A 19,529-nucleotide genomic window follows, 5' to 3' on the forward strand; every position below is an offset into this window, starting at 1 on the left:
CAGGTCCACCCTTCAACCCTTCCCCTGTTTGCACCAGTCCTCGCATTGCTGTGCCAGCGCCTCTTCAAGGTAGGCGAACCCGCATTCTTCGCAGATGAAGTAGTTCTTACCGTTTTGGCTGATCTGCTTCATGTCATTTACTTATGAAGAGTCCAGACCCAACTAACCGAATTCGAACGGTATTCTGCTTTCAATGTGCCATAAGAGAATGTCCCGGTCATTGGGTAAGATGCCCCGTCGTTCGTGTGTGCCTCACCCGTGAACACCCCGTTTGTGATCTTACCGAACAGCACCGGGCCAAGTACGTCTCCCGCCCCGTCGATTTGCACGCTGGCAGGCCCACTATTCGACATCGGGCTGCCTCCCATCTGGGAATAAATCGTAAATGTCTGGGTTCCGGTATATGTCGAGGCGCCCCCGGGATCGGTCGATTGCGTTGTCCCCGAACCGAAGATCGTGTCTATCAAATTATATTGCTGATTCAGGTAATACAGTCCGAAACCGAACACTCCGAGCATGACCAGGGTCATAATAAATCCCGCTGGTCCTCGATGTGCCGAAGCAGCAGACATCTTCCCGTAGGCTGGTCTGGCAGCCGGTGATTTCTTTCCAGCTACCGAAGGTTGGCCGCCTTGTGCGGCTTCTTGCCCGCCCCCGCCATCGTTGTCTTCAGGCTGATCCTGTGTTGGTTTTGGAGTGACGACAACTGTGACCGTCGCCTGAGAAGTCTTGAACGTGCCCGTCGTTGTCCCCTGAACGCCTATCATGTAGCTGCCGGGAGGCGTTGCCGCGGAGACCACCACATGGAGCATGGCCGCTCCGCTGCCGGGAACAACATTCGGCGCAACCTCGGCGACAATACCCGCCCCACCCCAATCTGTCGCCACCCCAAGCTGTACCGGCTGCGCCTGTCCTTGCGCCTCGACTGTTATCGGGATTGAGGCGGAACCGCCGGGTGAAAGCGCGACCACCGGGCTGCCGGCGCGGACAGTGAAATCGAACTCCCAATTACCCTTCATATCAGCCTCTTCTGGCGATGAGTTCAAGGAGGGCGGGTCGTTGGCGAAATGCTATTCTTTAGATGTTTAATTGTCAATAAATCTGATTAACCATTTCCCCGGCGAAATCCGGAATTCATAGCGGGAGGCAAGCCCCGAACGCTATAATGCAATTCGAATTGATTACAGACTACTGGAGCTCGAATAATGGATAAATCAAGATTCGTCATCATGCATAACACCATCAGTTTGGATGGCTCATTCACGGGTTTCGACGTGAATATGAGTCTCCATTATGAGATAGCGGGTAGTTATAAAACTGAAGCAACCGTAATTGGCTCCGACACGATAGTAACCGGAATAGAGATGTACGGCGGCGTTCCTGAGGAAAAAGAACAGGACCTCGTGAAGCCGAGCCGGAACCGCGATTTACCGTATTGGATAGTGGTAGACACCCAGGGTAAAACGAAAGGCATGCTTCATGCTTGCAGGTCATTCGAATTTTGCAGAGACATCATTGTACTGATATCCGAAAAAACGGATATGGATTTTGTTCGGTACCTTGAAGCAAGGAACTACGATTTTTTGGTTTGTGGAAAGGATCATGTTGATTTCCATACCGCGTTTGAACGGCTCGATTCCAATTACGGACTCAGGAGATTTTTGATCGACTCGGGACCGACATTGAATGGAGTCTTAATTACTGAGGGATTGGTTGATGAGATCAGCCTGGTAATCTCACCTGTTTTGGTGGGGGAAAATTCTACACAAAGATTCCTTAACCAGCTTAATCGGGAAAATCATCCTCTTCCTTTGAAATTGTTACAATGTGAACGGTTGAAAGAGGACCTTATACTGTTAAAATACCAGGTAATGAAACCAGTTTAAAGCATATAATATCTGTATGAAATACAATTTCGATCGTATTATCGAGCGCTCCAACACCGGCTCCGTCAAATGGGATTTGCGCAAGGAAATCTTCGGCACTGAAGACGTCATCCCAATGTGGGTTGCCGACATGGACTTCGAAGTAGCCGAGCCCATCACCACCGCCCTCCGGGAACGCACCGGGCATCTGATTTATGGTTATACCTACCCCGAATCATCTCTCATCAAAGCCGTCATCAACCGCCTGCAGCGCAAATACAATTGGAAGGTCGAACCGGACTGGCTGGTTTTCACTCCCGGCGTCATCCCGGCCATCGCCGCCGCCCTGAAGGCGTTTACCCATCCCGGTGATGCCGTGGTCATCAACGACCCGGTCTACCACCCCTTCTGGTCCTTGGTTGCGGGCGCGGGCTGCCGGGTCGCCGATAGTCCGCTCCGGTTCGAAGGCGGGCATTACTCTATGGACTGCGAAAATCTAAAGGCCAGGTTCAACCCGCCCCACCCCGGCTTCATGGCTCCGCCGCAGCCAAAGCTGATGATCTTATGTAATCCCCACAACCCCGTAGGGCGGGTATACTCGCCGGACGAACTGAGAAAGGTCGGCGAGATCGCCATCAACTCGGGAGCGATCGTTATTTCAGATGAGGTCCACTGTGAACTCCTCTTTGACGGCAACAAGCACACTCCTTTTGCCACTCTTTCGGAAGAATTGGCCCGGAACTCCATCACCTGCATGTCGGCTTCCAAGACATTCAATCTGGCTGGCCTCGCTGCCTCGGTCATCATCATCCCCAATCCCAAACTCCGCGCCGATTTCCAGGCAGCCCGATCCGGTATCATGCCTCAGCCTGACACGATGGCCCTCACCGCCCTCGAAGCCGCCTTCCGCGACGGCGACGACTGGCTGGCACAGCTTTCAGCTTACTTGCAGGGTAACTTGGATTTCCTGGTAGATTTCTTCGGGAAGCGGATCCCCAAGATCAGAGTAGTGCGCCCTGAAGGCACCTACCTGGTCTGGTTGGACTGCCGGGGATTGGGAATGGATTCAAAACAACTGCGGGATTTCTTTATCATCAGGGCAAAAGTTGGTCTCGACGAGGGTTACAGATTTGGGCCGGCAGGCGAGGGGTTTATGAGAATGAATATCGCTAGTCCGAGGTCTCTATTACAAGAAGCGTTGAATCGAATCGAACAAGCGACCACTGAATCCGGATGGGTCCTCTAGACAATCACACTCAACGCCCCGGGCAATAACGAAAACCTGAACGCCCCCTCCCCGATGATCTCCCCGTCAGCCTGCAGAAGCAGGCGCTCGACGGATGACAGGTCCACCTTTGATGCCCGCTCAACCTTGACCTTGGGGTGGGTGACGTGCGTGCCCTTGTAAACGCGCGGGAACGCTTGGACGAGCTCAAACTTTCCGATATCGCCGATGGTCAGGACTTCGAATAACTGGTCGGCAAGGTGGGCGTCGGGGGCTACTTTCATTCCGCCGCCGAAATACTTGCCGTTGGCAACTATCACCGAGAGAACTTTCTTGTGTCTCTCATCGGTTTCGTCGAGTTTTATCTTGATGCGCTTGTTCCGGTAGGCCACCAGAGTCTTGAAAACGCCGACAACATAAGAAACCGGCCCCCGGAATATCTTCGGCAGTTTTCGGCGGGTTTCGGTGGCTTCGGCATCGAACCCCACACCGGCGGCGTTCACGAAATACCTTTTGCCGGAAGTGCCGTTGATCCCCCACTCGATAACACCGACATCTACCTTAATCCGTTTGTCGGAAAGGAGATGATGGCAGGCCCGGTCGGGGTTGCGGGGAATGCCGAGCGACCGCACAAAATCGGACCCGGTGCCGGTATTCACCACTCCCAGGGCGACCTGGTGGTCCGGGACGGAAAGCAAGCCGTTGACAACCTCATTGATCGTGCCGTCGCCGCCAACCGCCACGATGTAACGATAATGTTGTTTGGTTGCTTCCCGGGCTAATTCGATGGCATGGCCGACTCTCTCGGTGAAGACGACATCGTATTTGATGCCGAGCTTCTCGAGCTGTTGCTTGATGTGCGGCCAATGCTTGGCGGAGGCGCCGCATCCCGCGACAGGATTGACGATAACTTTGGCGACAGCCTTTTGGGGCATCACCGCTCCTTTTTGGAATATTCCATTTTACCACAGCATGTCGAGGCTCCTGACATTATGACAATTTGCCCGTTACTATTATCGAACAAGCCTTTTCGGGGCTGTGGTATAGTAAATCGAAATCTGTCGCGCATTCCCGAGAGGCCGATGCAAAAACGAGACTCGCTGAAAGAAAAAGAGAATAAGCTCGCCGGTCTCTTCGACGAATACTATGACCGCATCGTCCGCTACGCCTACGCCCGCATCGGCGACCAGCGGGATTCCGAGGACATCGCCTCCGAGGTATTCGTCAAAGCTCTGAAATCCCTCGGTTCCTTCGAAGAACGGGGGTTGCCGATGGGCGCCTGGCTGTTCAAAATAGCCCACAACCTGGTCGTCGATTACCATCGTAAAAACAGCCATGTGAAAAAGGTAGAGTTGGAGAAGGTCGAAATAGAATCGGATAGCGACCCGGTACTCGACACCGAAAGAAAGCTACAGATGGAAATGGTGCGCCAGGCGATGGCAGACCTCACCGAAGATCAACGGGAGGTCATCCAATTGAGGTTCTTCGGCGGGTTGTCCTCAGCGGAAACGGCGGCCCTGATGGACAAGAGTGACGGAGCGGTCCGCGAAGCCCAGTCCGCCGCGCTTAAAAAACTCAGGATCAAACTGACCAGATGAATAAAGACATGAAAACCATGGATTTTAATACTGTCCTGGACCAATGCGTCGACCGGCTGAGTCGCGGGGCGACCCTCGAATCATGCCTGGCCGATTATCCCGAATACTCCGCGGAGCTCAAACCCGCCCTGGAAGCAGCCGCCGGTCTTTCCCTCGTTACCCGTATCAAGGTGCCGGACGCATCCCGGAGAGAGGCCCGAAAGCGCCTGCTTGAAGCCCTCGACAAGCGCCGCAAGACCTCGTTTTGGGCTTGGATTGCCGCCAAGGCCCCGGCATGGGGTACTGTGGTCAGCATTTTCCTTGTGGTTGTGATTGGATTGGTGGGACTGAACACCGCCGCGCCCGGCTCGATCCCGACGATAGTCGCTACAAACCCGGCCGGTACCCCCTCCGCAAGCAACAATTTCCGTTTCCTGGTCAGCGACGCGCCCAATGATATCGCCGATTTCACGAGTCTTGTCGTAACCGTCGACCACGTGGCGCTGCTCAAAACCAGTGGAGGGGATGCCTGGGTCACCTTCACCCCGGAAGTGGCGGATTTTGACCTGGTGCAGCTTCCCGGTGACATCACCCAGCAGCTCTGGCAGGGTGTTGTCCCGGACGGCCAGTACACCAAGGTTGAGATTTATGTCAAGAATATCGCCGGCACCCTCAAGGACGGTCAGACCGCTGAAGTCAAACTGCCCAGTGGCAAACTCCAGGTATCCCTCCCATTCGTCGTCGGCAGCGATAAGGTCACTTCGTTCACCTTTGACATCACCGCCAATAAGACCGGCCAGGGTTCGGGCAAATATATTCTCAATCCCCAGGCTGGCCAGAGCGGCGCCGTTTACGAACCGAAGAACTGAACCCCGACCCGGGATAACTCACCCCGGCCGGGTGTTTAACCCCACCAGTGCCCTGTCAATACCCTGAACGCCGCGCCGATGATGAACAGGATCAGGAAAATCCAGAAAAGGACGACGGCGAGTCCGGTTATCGCCGCGGCGATGCCGCCGAAGCCGAAAATCGCGGCAATGATCGCCAGGATGAACAGTAATACGACCAGCCCCATAAGAATCTCCTCCCTTTTGAATTCACGCAGAACGTTAAGCCAGACCGGCGACTCTATTGCTCCCTGACGGGAGTTTCGCAGAACTCTTTCAACTGTTCCTCGCTCATGCTGCCGGCGATTTTGGCCGCCTGCCTGCTGTAGCCAGCCGGGGTTTTCCCTTTTTTTATGGACTCGGCAATGCACATGACTTTTTGTTGTTTTTTTGACGTGCTCGGCATGCAACCATCACCCCCCATCCTGCCTCTTCATATTTAAGCCTATGCCGTTCAATCTTATAATCCGTAAATCTACTCATCATTAAGAAATGTGTTGCGCATTTTTTGGCGGATTTCTACGTAAATGCTTACGAATACCCACGATTTTCCGGATTGTATTCGCGCCAGACAGTCTCTGGTACGATCGTAATAAAGGATCCGGCCTGACAAAATCCCCGGTGTCACGTTTCTATCAACGGAACCACTCGAAAAGGAGAACGGAAAATGAAAACTGGATTGTTGGCAAAACTGGCAGCTTTCATCGCGATTTCTGCGATAGTGCTGTCGGGTTGCGCTCAACTTGGAAACCCCGGCTCTGACGATCAGACCACCGGGGCCACCACCGGACGCCTTGAAGTCCGCGTCACCGATGCCCCGCCTGAAAAGAAAGTCACCGCCGTGAACGTCACCGTCGCCTCGGTCGAGATCAACAAAAGCGGCGGCGAAACCGGCGAGAACGGTTGGCAGACGCTGTCTTTAACCGGAGCCAGCACCTTCGACCTGCTCAAAGTTCAAGGTTTGGAACAACTGTTGGCTACCGCCGACCTCACCCCCGGCACCTATAACCAGATCCGCATGGAGGTTACTAAAGTCGCCGTCTCCTACGAAGGCGAACAGCAGCCCGTCGAAGCTAAGCTGCCCTCCGGCAAGCTGAAGTTCATCCAGGGATTTGAGATAGCCGCCGGCAAGACTAGCGTCCTGTTGTTCGACTTCGATGCCGCCAAATCCATCCACACCGCCGGCAACTCGGGTCAGGTCATATTCCAACCGGTCATCAAGCTCAACGCAACCTTTGACCCCGGCAGCCTGGGCATCACCACCGCCAGCCTGCCCAACGGCATGGTCGGTATTCCTTATACCGCCGCCCTGGGCGCTATGGGCGGACAGATACCCTATACCTGGAGCGTCACCGGCGCCTTGCCCGCGGGTCTGACTCTCAATACCGCCACCGGCGTCATTTCCGGCACTCCGACCACGGCGGGCGACGCTACTTTCACCGTAAAGGTTGAAGACAGCTTCGCCATCAAGAAGACGGCTGAAAAATCGTTCACTATCAGCATCGCCGCCGCCGACGCCATCCAGATCGTGAATACCAGCCTTCTTGATGGAACCGCCGGCAGCGTCTACACCGCCACTCTGACCGCGCTGGGCGGCCTCGCACCACTGACCTGGGCGGTTAGCGCCGGCACCCTACCTGCTGGGCTCACCCTCGCTCCCGATACTGGCGTCATCTCTGGCACCCCCACCGCATCGGGTGATTTCCCAGTTACAGTGACCGTGACCGATGCTTCTACGCCAACAGGCAAGACAGATTCCCAGGTTCTCGCCATCCATATCGCTGCGGCGCCTGCCCTTCAGATCACCACGACCACCCTGGCTAACGGCACCCTGGGCGCCCCTTACAGCGCGACCGTCGCAGCCACCGGCGGTGTCGCGCCCCTGACCTTCGCCGTCACCGCAGGAACTCTTCCGGCTGGGCTTACCCTCAATCCGGCAACCGGTCTAATCTCCGGAACGCCGACCGCGGCGGGCGATTCTGCGTTCACCGTCACCGTAACCGACAGCGCCACCCCGACTCATCTCACATATGCACAGGCGCTTGCCATCCACATCGCTTAATTTGCGGTTATTGTCATCGGGATAGAAAAAGGGAGCCTCCGGGCTCCCTTTTTCGTTGCCTCTTCATGGTCAAACCCCGCCGTTCGGCCAGTCTAATAACCCGGCATGCGGCGGTTATCCGCAGGGCTTTAACCGGAGTATATTATCGTTAAATTATTGACACTGATTTGAAAAGCCCTGTAATATTTCGGTGATTGGCGAAATACCGAAAATAACCAGCAAAGAGAGGTGGAAATGGAACAGATCTGGGCGCCCTGGCGGATGCAGCTGATCGAAGGCCCCAAAAACGATGGCTGCATCTTCTGCGATCTGCCACTTGAAGGCGACGATAGAAAGAAACTGATCCTGCACCGCGGCAAGGATGCCTTCGTCATCATGAACGCCTATCCCTACACCGCCGGGCACTTGATGGTGGCCCCGTTCAGGCACGTTTCCCGTCTGGCAGACCTGACTACGGGCGAAAAAGCAGAGATCATGGAACTGGTTGCCCGGTGCGAGACCGTGTTGACGGAGGCAATGGGTCCCGAAGGGTTCAACGTCGGCTTCAACCTGGGGAAAGCGGCTGGAGCCGGAGTGGAAAAACACCTCCACTGTCATATCGTTCCCCGCTGGGTCGGTGACACCAATTTCATGCCGGTTCTCGGCGAAACCCGGGTCATCAACGAAGCCCTCGATAAGACGTATGAAAAATTGAAGGAGTATTTCAAATGACCGACTCTGACATCCAGATCCTTAAAGACCTGGTCCCATTCCTCATCCCGGTATTCATTATCCAGGTTGTCCTGTGGGTGGTAGCCCTGGTCGACCTCGCCAAGCGTGAAAAGGTCAAGGGCGGCAGCAAGGTAGTATGGGTACTGGTGATCATCTTGCTTGAAATCCTCGGCCCGATCATCTACCTCGTCTGGGGCCGCCATGTAGAAGACAAGGAGAGTGCCAATGGCTCCGGCGATAAAGACTGAAAAACTGACCAAGCGTTTCGGCGACATTGTCGCCGTCGACCGGCTCGATCTTACAGTCGATGAGCGCGCCGTCTTCGGTTTCCTCGGGCCCAACGGCGCCGGCAAGACCACTACAGTCAAGATGCTGACTGGATTATCAGCGCCGACCGAAGGCAAGGCTTTCATCTGCGGCCAGGAAGTCACCCAGGGGTCGGTCGAAGTCCGCAAGAATTTCGGTTTTCTGCCGGACGTCCCCGCCTTTTACGATTGGATGACCGGAGAGGAATACCTGCGCTTCGCCGGCGAGCTTTACGGCATGACCAGCGGCGCCATCGGTAAACGCGCCGCTGAACTTCTTGAACTTGTTGAACTCAAAAAAGCCTCAAAGCGCAAGGTGGGCGGTTATTCCCGCGGCATGAAACAGCGCCTCGGCATCGCCCAGGCAATGCTCAACCATCCTAAAGTGTTGTTCCTGGACGAACCGACCTCCGCCCTCGACCCCATCGGCCGGCGCGATGTCCTCGATCTCATCGGCAAGCTCAAGGAAGAAGCCACCGTTTTCATGTCCACCCATATCCTATCTGACGTCGAAAGAGTCTGCGACCGCGTCGCCATCATCGATAAAGGAAAACTGCTGGTTACTTCGAGCGTCGAGGAATTGAGGCGGAAATATTCCAGGTCGGTATTCGAGATCGAATTCGACGAGGATGACAAGTCTTTCGCCGATGCCCTCCAAGCCAAACCCTGGTTCGTAAAATCCGAAAAAGCGGCTGTCAACGGCAACACGCCTCTCCTCAGAGTCACCGCCCAGGATGTCGCTGCCGCGCGCAAGGAACTGCCCCACCTTATCGCCGCAAGCGGCCTGACCCTGCTCCGGTACGAACTGGCTCAGCCCAGCCTTGAGGACATCTTCGTCGAGGTGGTGAACGGTAAATGAACGGCTTTAAAACACTCCTGTTCAAAGAACTGAAAGAGCAGTTCCGCACCTACCGGTTGCTCATTGTCTCCGGGGTGTTCTTGTTCTTCGGCTTGACCACCCCCCTGATGCTCAAATACCTGCCGGAAATCATCAAGCTTGCGGGCGAAGACGTCACCGGCATCCCGCTGCCCCCGCCTACGGCGCTCGAGGCCCTGACCGAATACTCCGCGACAGCTCTGCAGGTCGGCCTTCTGGTGGTGATTCTGATCACCATGGGCGCCATTGCAGGTGAACGCAGCCGCGGCACCGCGGTGATGACGCTTTCCAAGCCTGTCGGTATCGGCGCTTTCGTCACCGCCAAGCTGGTGGCGATAAGCTCAACTTTCATCGCGGGGCTGGTCCTGGGGGGCATCGGTGCCTATGCCTATACAGTGATGCTGCTCGGCGACGCCAATCTCAGCGGCTTTATCGGCCAGACACTGCTTCTGGCCCTGTTCATGGTTTTCAGTATTGCCACGACCCTGGTGTTCTCAGCCATGTTCCGCAATGCCCTTGCCGCCGGCGGCATTTCCATCGCCGTCCTGCTGACCGGTGCCGCAATAACCCAGGTTCCATACGTGGGACGGGTGATCCCGAATTCGCTCACAAGCTGGGGCAACCACCTGGTCGCCGGGCAAACCGGTGGCGCGGAATGGCTGGCGCTAGGTGTGACCGTTGCCCTGATCGCGTTAGCCGCCTACCTGGCGACAACGATCCTTAAGAGGAAAGAAATTTAAGATTCGAGATCGTCTCCATTAAAATAACATAATCGGATTTGGCTTCCCAAAGCGATGCCCGCGAATAAAATCGGCGGGCATCGCTGTTTGTGTTCGCCAAAGCTGGGTCTATACTGGTTTAAGAACTTCAAAATAACGGAGGATAACCTTGAAAAAGATTTGGATGCCCGCAATCGTAGCCTTGATGCTTGTGTCGGCCGTGTTTTCAGTCACTTCCTGCAGTTCCGGGACAACGGGAGCCCAGGGACCCGCCGGTCCCGCCGGGCTCAGCATCTCTTCTGCTTCGGTCAATGCCGGCGGGCACCTGATAATTACCATGTCAAACGGGCAAACCATCGATGCCGGCAGCGTGGTCGGGCCTACCGGGGCTTCCACCGGCTCAGTGGGTGATTCGTTCGCCGGCGTCATCGCCCTGGTAGAACCCAAGATCGTCCGCATAGATTGCACCGTAGCCGGCGGCTTGGACTCCGGGTCCGGTACTATTATTGACGCCCGTGGTTACATCCTGACCAACGCTCATGTCGTCGCCGGGGCTACAGCCATCAAAGTCACCCTGAAAGACGGCACCATCCTGGCGGCAACCACCGTGGCTGCCGATACTGTTCAGGATATGGCAATCATTAAACTCACATCGACAAGAACCGACTTCCCGGTTATGACCCTCGGGACGATGTCGGATTTCACCGTCGGTGATGAAGTCGTCGCCGGCGGCTTCCCCCTCGGCACCCAGCTTCCCGGGCCGGCCACTTTCAGCCAGGGTATGGTTTCAGCCATGCGGACTTACGACAACGCCAACTGGATCCAGATCGACGTCCCCATCAACCCCGGCAACAGCGGCGGCTGCCTGTTTACCCAGAGCGGCAGGATGATCGGCATTCCCAGCGCGGGCATCGACCCCGGACAGGACTTCGAGATGATCAACCTGGCCATCCCGATCAACCTGATAACCGCCTACATCTCCGCCAACGTCCCGAAGTAGTTTTTATCCCTCCGATAATTGAAAACGGGGTTTCAAAAAATGAAACCCCGTTTTCTTTTTCCGCGTTCTTTTATAGGGTAATCGGATCTTTCGTTCCGTTCGTGGTGAGCCTGGCTTGTCTTGGCTTGCCCCGACGATTCGGGGAGCGAAGTCGAAGAAACCATAGGCGGGACGCAGCTTTCGAACTACACCCCGATAAGCCCGTTCTCTTACAGTTCGAAGCTCTCGCCGTAAGCCGGCACGGTCACCGGCCAACCGGTGCGTTCCCGAAGCGCCTGGGCAAAGGAATTGGCGGAATCTTCTTCCGAATGGGTGATAAATATCCGTGTCGGGGATTTCCCGAGACCTGTAATCCAATCCATAAGTTCGGAGCGCCCGGCATGCGCCGAGAGTCCTTGGAGCTGTTCCACCCGGGCTCTGACATCGTACATCTGCCCGAGGATTCTAACCGGGCTCTGCCCGTCGGTGATTGCCCGGCCCAGCGTCCCCCGGGACTGGTATCCGACAAACAGGATGGTACTCTCGGGTCGGGTGATATTGTTTACTAGGTGGTGCTTGATGCGGCCGCCCGTCGCCATCCCGGAGCCTGCAATGATGATGCAGGGTTTGGGGTCATGGGCGATAGCTTTGGATTCCTCCACCGACGCCGTCAGTTTGAGCCCCGGGAATCCGAAATTAGCGCTTTTCCCCGCCTCCGCTCCCAGTAACTCCGGGTGCCTGGAGAATATTACCGTAAGTTCGATCGCCATCGGGCTGTCGACGTAGACGGTCATCTTTGGAATTTTTCCTGTTGCCATCAGCTTTTTCAGGAAGAAAAGCAATTCCTGGGTCCGTTCGAGGGCAAATGCCGGTATCACGACGTTGCCGCCCTTGCTGATCGTTTCATTGATCACCGAGGCAAGCGTTCCTTCGACGTCCGCCGCCGGGGGATGATCCCGGTCGCCGTAAGTCGCCTCCATCACCAGGTAATCCGGTACCGAAGGCGGGCGGGGTGCGGTGAGCAAGGTACTCTTGGGCCGCCCGATATCGCCGGAAAAGCACAGGCTCCTGGCTTTCCCCCGGGATTGGCATTCAAGATAGACCATGGCAGATCCGAGCACATGCCCGGCGTTTTGGAGCGTAGCTTTCACCCCGGCGAATTCTATCGTCTCGCCGTATCTCACCGGATGGAAAAGCGGGAAGGTGTTTTTAGCGTCTTCGACGGTATAAAGGGGCAATTCGGGAAATGCGCCGCGCTGGCCTTCCCTTTCATGCCGGCGTTTCTTAAAATCCGCGTCTTCCTCCTGGATGCGGGCGGAATCAAGCAGCATCACCTCAGCCATTTCTAGTGTGGCATCGGTGGCATAAACCTTGCCCCGGAAGCCGTCGTGGACCAGCTTGGGCAACAGCCCGCAATGGTCCAGGTGCGCGTGGGTCAGGATAACCGCGTCGATTTCGGATGGCTTAAGAGGCGTCGGGTCCCAGTTGCGGGACAGGAATTCGCGTTCCTGGTACAGGCCGCAATCTACCAGCAGTTGGGTCTCGCTGCCTTCGAACAGGTAGCGGGATCCGGTGACATTGCCCGCCGCACCGAGGAAAGTGAGTTTTGGCATATTCTTACGATAGCCGATAACAAGACGTTAAGCAAGCAAGGCCGCTTGGGTTTACAGCTTCACACGGACGAGGGACAGGCGGGACGGATTCCATGATAATTTTAAAGTGGGGGGGGGGGGTAGCACAGGCATCCCTGCCTGTACAGGGTGGGGAGGCAATCACATTGAGGAATCGTCCAGGCTCGTTTCCCGGTCTTTCATGACTTGATCTACAACCCGCTCCGCGGGTTTCAGCGCAAAAGCGTGTTGTCGTCCGCCGGGACTTCCGCCCCGCCGTCATCCGTGTCCTGCCCCAGTGCTTCCTTGACCTCGTCGGCCAGCCTGGCTGCTCGCGGGTAGCCGATATGGAGCTTGCGCTGGAGGAATGACGCCGATATATTGCCTGATTCCTCGGCCAGCTGCATCGCGGTTTCGAACAGGCTGTCGCGCTGCTTGGCGGCGCCTCCGCCGGCGTTAGCCTGGGTTGAAGCCAGTTCCTCGACCTTGAGCATCGGGGAATTGGCGTCGGGGTGCTGGCCGTTCCAGAAATAGACCATCCGCTCCGTCTCCTGGTCGGAAACGTAGCAGCCCTGGAGGCGCTTGGGCTTGGCGGCGTCGGTCGGCATGTAAAGCATGTCGCCGCGTCCCAGCAGTTTTTCGGCGCCGATGGAATCCAGGATCGTCCGGGAATCCACCTGTGAAGTCACGGCAAAGCTGATGCGGGTGGGAAAATTGGCCTTGATCAGGCCGGTGATAACGTCCACCGAAGGTCGCTGGGTGGCCACCACCAGGTGGATGCCCACGGCCCTGGCCATCTGCGCCAAACGGCATAGCAAATGCTCAACATCATCGAACCCTGCCATCATCAGGTCGGCCAATTCGTCGATCACCAGCACCAGGTAAGGCATCTTCTCGATGCCCGGTTTCTTGTTATAAGCGTCGATGTTGCGAGCCGTCACCTCGGCCATGGTCTTGTAGCGCCGGTCCATTTCACCGGCCAGCCACTTGAGGGCGCCGATAGCCTTGTCCACGTCGACAATGACCGGCGCCGCCAGGTGAGGCATTGAATTATAAGGCGTCAGTTCGACGCGCTTGGGATCGACCATGATGAACCTGACGTCGCTGGGAGTGTTGTTCATCAGGAGGCAGCAGATAAGGGCGTTTAAACACACTGTTTTGCCGGAGCCGGTGGCGCCCGCGATAAGCAGGTGCGGCATCTTGGCCAGGTCGCCGATCACCGCCTCGCCGCCCGCGCCCTTCCCCAGCGCGATCGCCAGCGGCGCCTTGGCTTTAAGCTTCTGGAAAGCCGTAGTCTCGATGACCGACCTCATGCTGACTGAACCCAGCATCGTGTTGGGCACCTCGATGCCCACTAAAGACTTGCCCGGGATAGGCGCTTCGATGCGGATCGAAGGGGCGGCCAGGGCAAGGGCCAGGTCGTTTGAAAGCGAGGAAATGCGGTCAACCTTGACGCGTGTCCTGCCGGTCTCTACCTGTTTGGTGACCGGGTTGCCGTCTTTATCTTTCTCCTTGATCTCCTTGACTTTCCGGTCCCATCCCGGTTCAACGCCGAATTGGGTGACCGTGGGACCGGCGTTGATCTGCACCACCGCCGCCTCCACCCCGTAGCTGCCCAGTGCCTCTTCGATCATCCGGGCCCGTTCCTGGTTGTCAGCCTCGCCGTATTCGATCTCGGGGGTATAATCCAGGATTTCCACCGGCGGCAGGCGCCAGCCGTCGGCGGTCAATAGAGTCGCTGTTTCGCCGTACTTTTTCCATACGTCCTGGGAGACCTGTTTCAGGTCGCGCGGCTCCCTGGCGTCCTTGTCAGATTTAGCCGCCGCTGCTTTCTCGACAGGCGGTTTTTCTTCCGCCTCGACCATCACCGAGGCCGGGATAGCCGTCTCCGGGGCTGGTTTTCGCTCTATGTTCTGCCGGTCGGGAGCTATCGCCTGCCTGAGAGTCGGCCGGTTGCCTGGGGTTCCCGCGGGATAAGCGGTTTCAGCCCCCGGCCTGTTCTTGTCCACCCTGAACGGCCGGCTGATTCCGCCGAACAGCCATTTGGTGACCGCCCATCCCGCCGCCGGGACCATCAATACCAGCGCTAAAACGAACAAACCGGTAACCCGTACAAAACCGCCGGGCCCCGTATCTGAATTGATGATCGCATTGCCCACCGCGCCGCCACTGCCCATGATGCCGAGCAAGCCCCAGATGGAGGCGATCAGCACTATCGCGCCGATCCACCGGTACCAGTAGATAAAGGTTGTTTTGCGCGCAAATTCCAGGACGGCTTCGCGCTTGAAGACCGCGATGGCAACAGTGATGCCAAGGATGAGGAGGATCAACCCCAAGCCGAAGACCGCCCCGATCGTGCTCCAGAACGAAATCACCAGGGCAATAAGTCCGAGGCCGATGACGACCTTGATCATCGTGACTGCGGTATCCGATTTGCCGGAATGGGATGGCCTGTCGGGCTTGGACCTTTTTCCCCCCATCCCTCCCCGGCTGTTGATATTGAGTTTGCTTTTTTTCTTAATTGACATAACCGGCCTTCGCGCCACAGTTTAACAGGCCATTTTAGCGGTGTAAAGAGTACGAATTACTTGGCGAACGATAATAAAATTCCATTCCTGGCGAGCACTCAAAATATTCGTGTCCGTTCGTGGTGCTTGCCCCGACTTCAGTCGGGGAGCCTGCGCTGAGCCCGCCGAAGCAAGCATAAAGCGAGGCGGTGTATTTGAATTAGCAATCGAATACCGACCAGCAGATTTCATTCCTCAACCGCTCATCGTCCAATACGAGATCTCTGATCTGCTCAGGGAGTTGTTCACGCTGCCATCGGCATTCTGCCCTCCCCGCGCTCTCGGCTTCACTCCTGAGAACCGCCGCGCCAGCAGCCTTGATCGCGTAAGCCGCGGCGCCGAGTTCATGCGCCGCCACGTGCGCCGTCACCGCCGCCTGACCTGCCGCGTATGCCGCCCACCGCGCAGCGCCCGTTAGGTCCCTGGCCGCCTCCATGGCATGTCCGCCCGCCGCTCGGGCTTCGGTCATCGTGATCTCCCCCCGCGCCCACGCCCTGGCCTGCTCGATAGCATGATGAGGTCTGGTGTCGGACGGTCGTGTCGACTCAAAGAAATGAAGTACATGTTCAGCGCAATCAGCCGCCCACAGGGCAAGGAGATGATGGTCGGAATCTGTCAGCGTCCCGCCGCGCCGGAGGGTAATGAACCGCGGATCACGGACTTTGGGCAGGATCATATTACGTGCTCCAAATCCAACCGGCGGCAGTTTTGGATTTTGCTTTTTGAGATTCGAATTTGTTTAGAATTTAGAAATTGGTGCTTAGCGCTTATTTGCCGGCATGCCCGATTTAAACAGCGTATAACCGATTTGAATCATCGCCAGTCCTACCAGCGATAAAATGAATTTCGTGACAATACTATCAATGATGGATCCGAGGTAGGCGGCATCCACAACGATGCTGGCCAGCAATATCGCCCCCGCGATTCCGATAATCCCGCCGATTAGCATCTTCATCGCTAAGTGACCCTCCCATGGTGTCTTTGCGAGGCCCCGATTTTTCGGAGCCGGGCAATCTCACCTGGTTTGTCCGATTTTAGGTTATTTAAAGGTATTTAGGATTTATACATTAGTGCTTGGTGCTTAACTTACACCGTCACCAGCACCGGCAGCACCATCGGCCTTCTGCGGGTGCGGTCGTAATAGAACTTCGAAAGTACGTCCCGTACCCGGTTGTTGATGACCGCCGAATCGGATATCCTCTGCTTTTCTTCCTCGAACATCCTGCTGACCATGTCCTTGCTCTCCTCCAGCAGCGCCCTCCCCGCCTCCGGGTCCACGAACCCCCTCGAAACAATGTCAGGCCGGACCGCCATCTGTCCCGTGGAAGCATCCAGGGTAATGATGGCGACGACTATGCCGTCCTGCGACAGCATTTTGCGGTTCCGCAGGACGACGCCGTTGATGTCGCCCACTGACACGCCGTCGACGTACACGTTCGATGCCGGAACGTGTCCGGTCACCTTGCCGCCGTTCGGCGAGAGTTCGAGGATATCGCCGTCCTCGAGGATGAAGATATTATCCGGCTGCACCCCCATCCCCTCCGCCAGCTTGGCGTGGAGCTTCAGGTGGCGGTATTCGCCGTGCACCGGCACGAAATACTGCGGCCGGATCAGGCTCTGGAGCAATTTAAGTTCTTCTTGCGAGGCATGCCCGTGGACGTGGACCTTGGCGATGCGGTCATAGTAGACTATGGCGCCCTGCTTGAACAGGCTGTCGATGGTTTTCGCGACCACTGATTCGTTGCCGGGGATGGGGGAGGCGGAAATGATGACCGTATCGCCCTGCTTGATCTGGACCTCGCGGTGTTCGCGGTTGGCAATGCGGACCAGCGCCGAAGTCGGTTCGCCCTGCGAACCGGTCGTCACCAGGGCAATCCGGTTCGGCGGCAGCCGGTGCATCTCGGAAAGCTCGCCGATAAGTCCGTCCGGCGCCTTGAGGTAACCCATTTTGAGCGCCATCTTGACGATATCGTTCATGCCGCGCCCGGCGATGAAGATCTTGCGGTTGTACAGCACCGCCGCGTCCATGACCTGCTGGATGCGGGAGACCAGGGAGGCAAAGGTCGTCACCAGCACCCTGCCCTTGGCGGCGCCCATGATCGTCGAAATCGTCTCGCCGACCACTTTTTCGGATGGCGTGTAGCCGGCCAGTTCGACGTGCGTCGAATCGGCCATGAGCAGCAGCACGCCCTCGGCGCCGATCTGCCCCAGCCGCCCCAGGTCAGTCGGCCGGCAGTCCACCGGGGTATAGTCCAGCTTGAAATCGCCGGAATGGACGATCGTCCCCGCCGGCGTCCTGATAACCAGCCCCGCCGAGTCAGGGATGGAGTGGCACATGGAGATGAATTCGATATTGAACAGCCCCAGGTCGATCCTTTCGCCCGGCTGGACGGCGTGAATCTTGACGTTGTGGACATGGGATTCCTTGAGCTTGACCTGGATCAGGCCCTGCGGCAGCGGCGCGCAATAGATCGGGACGTTGAGCTGCGGCAGGATGTAGGGCAGCGCGCCGATATGGTCCTCATGGCCGTGGGTGATGATGATGCCGCGGATATTGTCCTTGCGTTCCTGGAGATAAGTGATGTCCGGGATGACCAGGTCCACCCCCGGCATGTCTTCTTCCGGAAACATCAGACCGCAGTCGATGATGATAATGTCGTCGCCGTATTCGACGACCATCATGTTCTTGCCGATCTCGCCCAGTCCGCCCAGCGGCACAATGCGGATCTTGGAACCCTGGCCGCGGTGAGGCGCCTGGGGTTGAGGTCTAGAAGCCGAAGAGGTTGAGTTGCCGGGCTTCCTGCGGCGGCGGTTTTGTTGCGATTGGGATTGGGGCTGGTTGTTCACGTTTTCTTATATCCTCGAGTATATTAGGCAGTTTAAGCATATCCGCTTCTATGGTGGCGCGGAGCGATCCCTGGTGCAGCGCCGCCGCCGGGTGGTACATCGCGAAGCAGGTGTACTCGCCGCACTTTTGCGACTGGCCGTGGATGCGGGAGATGGTGACGCCCGGGAAAAACCGGGCCATCGAATACCTTCCCAGTGTCACGATTACCTTGGGCTTTATTATCTCCAGTTGGCGGTCGAGCCAGGGTTTGCAGGCTTCGATCTCCTCCGGCAGCGGGTCGCGGTTGCCCGGCGGCCGGTGTTTGACGATGTTGGTGATATAAACGTCCTCCCGCTTGAGGCCGATTGAAGTAATTAGTTGAGTCAGGAAATTGCCCGCCGCGCCGCAGAACGGCCTGCCCGTCCGGTCTTCATTGTATCCCGGGCCTTCACCGATAAACATTATCTCCGCGTGGGGGTTGCCTTCCCCGGGGACGGCGTTAGTGGTGTTTTTGTAAAGCCCGCAGCGCTGGCAGTTGTAAATCTCCCGGGCAAGTTCGCCCAGTGGGGTAATATCAACCATGGCATTTACGATTAAAAGTCATTCGATGGCATATTAACATTGGAAGGGGGATGAGTCAATTGGCCTGTATGCCGTCGCGAGGAGCGCAGCGACGTGGTAATCCAAACCCATTGTCTTTGCGAGGAGTGCAGTGACGCGGCAATCTAAACCCATTGTCTTTGCGAGGAGCGCAGCGACGCGGCAATCTGCGGTTGGTTCATTAGGGGCGACCTGCGTTCGTTCGCCCAGTTTCCCTTTGCCTCGTCTGGTGTACCACACGCCAGTTGCCACGTATCTCGAGAATGAATTTGAACCGATCTAAATCCTAGTTAAGAATCCCTTGAAGATCAATACTTGAGGACGTCCCCCAACCTCTCCCCCCACATCCCCTTCAACATCTTCAGGTCTTCGATAAACTGCTCCTGGGTCTGGTCTTTCTTCTTTTCGAGTGAATCCAAAACCTCGAACCTGAACGCCTGCGCCCCGAACTCTTTCCAATCCTTGTCCATCTTGTAGTCGAAGCTGGCGTTGGTCGCCACCATGAAATTGAAGCTATTCTGCTTGGCCTGCAGGTCTGTCGCGTAATCGAGCAGGTACTTGTCGTTCATGGTGTTGACGACCCTGAACACCCCGCCGGTGATCTTCCTCTGCTTGTATTCGTTTATCAGTTCTTTCTTATCGCTCATATTTTTCTTCCCCGTTAGATTCGTGCCGATTATATCGCGATGCCGGATTTTCGACTATCGCAACGTGCCAA

At 56.7% G+C, this 19,529-nt stretch carries 21 protein-coding genes; 10 read left to right on the top strand and 11 right to left on the bottom strand.

Translation table 11 applies throughout. The features are described 5' to 3' along the window. Positions 1 to 137: 137 nt before the first annotated feature. Complete coding sequence (locus tag Dform_RS07540) at positions 138 to 1,019, bottom strand: hypothetical protein (RefSeq protein ID WP_076004461.1); 882 nt, start codon at positions 1,017 to 1,019, stop codon at positions 138 to 140. Positions 1,020 to 1,205: 186 nt separating this feature from the next. Here Dform_RS07540 and Dform_RS07545 point away from each other — a divergent pair, with 186 nt between their 5' ends. Both Dform_RS07545 and Dform_RS07550 read left to right on the top strand, forming a co-directional pair. Next, positions 1,206 to 1,886 carry a RibD family protein gene (locus Dform_RS07545; RefSeq protein WP_083635405.1) on the top strand — a complete coding sequence of 227 codons (681 nt, stop codon included), beginning with the start codon at positions 1,206 to 1,208 and terminating at the stop codon, positions 1,884 to 1,886. A gap of 16 nt (positions 1,887 to 1,902) precedes the next feature. Beyond that, entirely contained in the window at positions 1,903 to 3,111 is a 1,209-nt protein-coding gene (locus Dform_RS07550; protein ID WP_076004463.1) for a MalY/PatB family protein, read from the top strand. On the opposite strand, the gene Dform_RS07555 is transcribed toward Dform_RS07550, so the two are convergent. Continuing rightward, entirely contained in the window at positions 3,108 to 4,025 is a 918-nt protein-coding gene (locus Dform_RS07555; RefSeq protein WP_076004464.1) for a diacylglycerol/lipid kinase family protein, read from the bottom strand. The two genes, Dform_RS07550 and Dform_RS07555, sit on opposite strands and share 4 nt — an antisense overlap. 147 nt (positions 4,026 to 4,172) lie before the next feature. Between Dform_RS07555 and Dform_RS07560 the strand changes: the two genes are divergently transcribed. Then, the gene (locus Dform_RS07560; protein WP_076004465.1) at positions 4,173 to 4,688 is read left to right on the top strand and encodes an RNA polymerase sigma factor; all 516 of its coding nucleotides are present in this window, start codon (positions 4,173 to 4,175) and stop codon (positions 4,686 to 4,688) included. Beyond that, complete coding sequence (locus Dform_RS07565; RefSeq protein WP_076004466.1) at positions 4,685 to 5,536, top strand: DUF4382 domain-containing protein; 852 nt, start codon at positions 4,685 to 4,687, stop codon at positions 5,534 to 5,536. The genes Dform_RS07560 and Dform_RS07565 overlap by 4 nt, the downstream gene beginning before the upstream one ends. Before the next feature lie 35 nt (positions 5,537 to 5,571). Here Dform_RS07565 and Dform_RS07570 read toward each other — a convergent pair whose 3' ends face one another. After that, complete coding sequence (locus tag Dform_RS07570; RefSeq protein WP_076004467.1) at positions 5,572 to 5,742, bottom strand: DUF1328 domain-containing protein; 171 nt, start codon at positions 5,740 to 5,742, stop codon at positions 5,572 to 5,574. 53 nt (positions 5,743 to 5,795) lie between these two features. Then, positions 5,796 to 5,960: a DUF3008 family protein gene (locus Dform_RS07575; RefSeq protein WP_158513483.1), complete on the bottom strand. Its 165-nt coding sequence runs from the start codon at positions 5,958 to 5,960 to the stop codon at positions 5,796 to 5,798. A gap of 261 nt (positions 5,961 to 6,221) precedes the next feature. Between Dform_RS07575 and Dform_RS07580 the strand changes: the two genes are divergently transcribed. The 6 genes from Dform_RS07580 (at position 6,222) to Dform_RS07605 (ending at position 11,228) form a co-directional block, all read left to right on the top strand. Beyond that, positions 6,222 to 7,616: a putative Ig domain-containing protein gene (locus Dform_RS07580; RefSeq protein WP_076004468.1), complete on the top strand. Its 1,395-nt coding sequence runs from the start codon at positions 6,222 to 6,224 to the stop codon at positions 7,614 to 7,616. A gap of 234 nt (positions 7,617 to 7,850) precedes the next feature. After that, positions 7,851 to 8,327: an HIT family protein gene (locus Dform_RS07585; protein ID WP_076004469.1), complete on the top strand. Its 477-nt coding sequence runs from the start codon at positions 7,851 to 7,853 to the stop codon at positions 8,325 to 8,327. Next, positions 8,324 to 8,575 carry a PLD nuclease N-terminal domain-containing protein gene (locus tag Dform_RS07590; protein WP_083635407.1) on the top strand — a complete coding sequence of 84 codons (252 nt, stop codon included), beginning with the start codon at positions 8,324 to 8,326 and terminating at the stop codon, positions 8,573 to 8,575. Before Dform_RS07585 ends, Dform_RS07590 begins: the two co-directional genes overlap by 4 nt. Further along, a complete protein-coding gene (locus Dform_RS07595) occupies positions 8,553 to 9,491 on the top strand; it encodes an ABC transporter ATP-binding protein (RefSeq protein ID WP_076004470.1) in 939 nt (312 codons plus the stop codon). Before Dform_RS07590 ends, Dform_RS07595 begins: the two co-directional genes overlap by 23 nt. Continuing rightward, complete coding sequence (locus tag Dform_RS07600; RefSeq protein WP_076004471.1) at positions 9,488 to 10,249, top strand: ABC transporter permease; 762 nt, start codon at positions 9,488 to 9,490, stop codon at positions 10,247 to 10,249. Before Dform_RS07595 ends, Dform_RS07600 begins: the two co-directional genes overlap by 4 nt. 148 nt (positions 10,250 to 10,397) lie before the next feature. Beyond that, the gene (locus Dform_RS07605; RefSeq protein ID WP_083635408.1) at positions 10,398 to 11,228 is read left to right on the top strand and encodes a S1C family serine protease; all 831 of its coding nucleotides are present in this window, start codon (positions 10,398 to 10,400) and stop codon (positions 11,226 to 11,228) included. A gap of 209 nt (positions 11,229 to 11,437) precedes the next feature. Here the strand turns inward: Dform_RS07605 and Dform_RS07610 are convergent, their stop codons facing one another. The 7 genes from Dform_RS07610 to Dform_RS07640 all read right to left on the bottom strand — a co-directional run bounded on the left by Dform_RS07610 (position 11,438) and on the right by Dform_RS07640 (position 19,458). Next, on the bottom strand, positions 11,438 to 12,820 hold the full coding sequence (locus tag Dform_RS07610) for an MBL fold metallo-hydrolase RNA specificity domain-containing protein (RefSeq protein ID WP_076004472.1): 1,383 nt from the start codon (positions 12,818 to 12,820) through the stop codon (positions 11,438 to 11,440). 230 nt (positions 12,821 to 13,050) lie between these two features. Next, positions 13,051 to 15,345, bottom strand: coding sequence for a DNA translocase FtsK (locus Dform_RS07615; protein ID WP_083635409.1), 2,295 nt, complete (start codon positions 15,343 to 15,345; stop codon positions 13,051 to 13,053). A gap of 199 nt (positions 15,346 to 15,544) precedes the next feature. Further along, complete coding sequence (locus Dform_RS07620) at positions 15,545 to 16,060, bottom strand: putative immunity protein (protein ID WP_076004473.1); 516 nt, start codon at positions 16,058 to 16,060, stop codon at positions 15,545 to 15,547. 84 nt (positions 16,061 to 16,144) lie between these two features. After that, the gene (locus Dform_RS07625; protein WP_076004474.1) at positions 16,145 to 16,339 is read right to left on the bottom strand and encodes a hypothetical protein; all 195 of its coding nucleotides are present in this window, start codon (positions 16,337 to 16,339) and stop codon (positions 16,145 to 16,147) included. Positions 16,340 to 16,470: 131 nt separating this feature from the next. Beyond that, positions 16,471 to 18,102: a ribonuclease J gene (locus Dform_RS07630; protein WP_257787732.1), complete on the bottom strand. Its 1,632-nt coding sequence runs from the start codon at positions 18,100 to 18,102 to the stop codon at positions 16,471 to 16,473. 49 nt (positions 18,103 to 18,151) lie between these two features. Continuing rightward, the gene (locus tag Dform_RS07635) at positions 18,152 to 18,793 is read right to left on the bottom strand and encodes a uracil-DNA glycosylase (RefSeq protein WP_076004475.1); all 642 of its coding nucleotides are present in this window, start codon (positions 18,791 to 18,793) and stop codon (positions 18,152 to 18,154) included. 326 nt (positions 18,794 to 19,119) lie between these two features. Beyond that, positions 19,120 to 19,458 carry a GIY-YIG nuclease family protein gene (locus Dform_RS07640; RefSeq protein ID WP_076004476.1) on the bottom strand — a complete coding sequence of 113 codons (339 nt, stop codon included), beginning with the start codon at positions 19,456 to 19,458 and terminating at the stop codon, positions 19,120 to 19,122. Between the last annotated feature and the right edge of the window lie 71 nt (positions 19,459 to 19,529).

It is taken from the genome of Dehalogenimonas formicexedens (assembly GCF_001953175.1).
GTDB lineage: Bacteria > Chloroflexota > Dehalococcoidia > Dehalococcoidales > Dehalococcoidaceae > Dehalogenimonas > Dehalogenimonas formicexedens.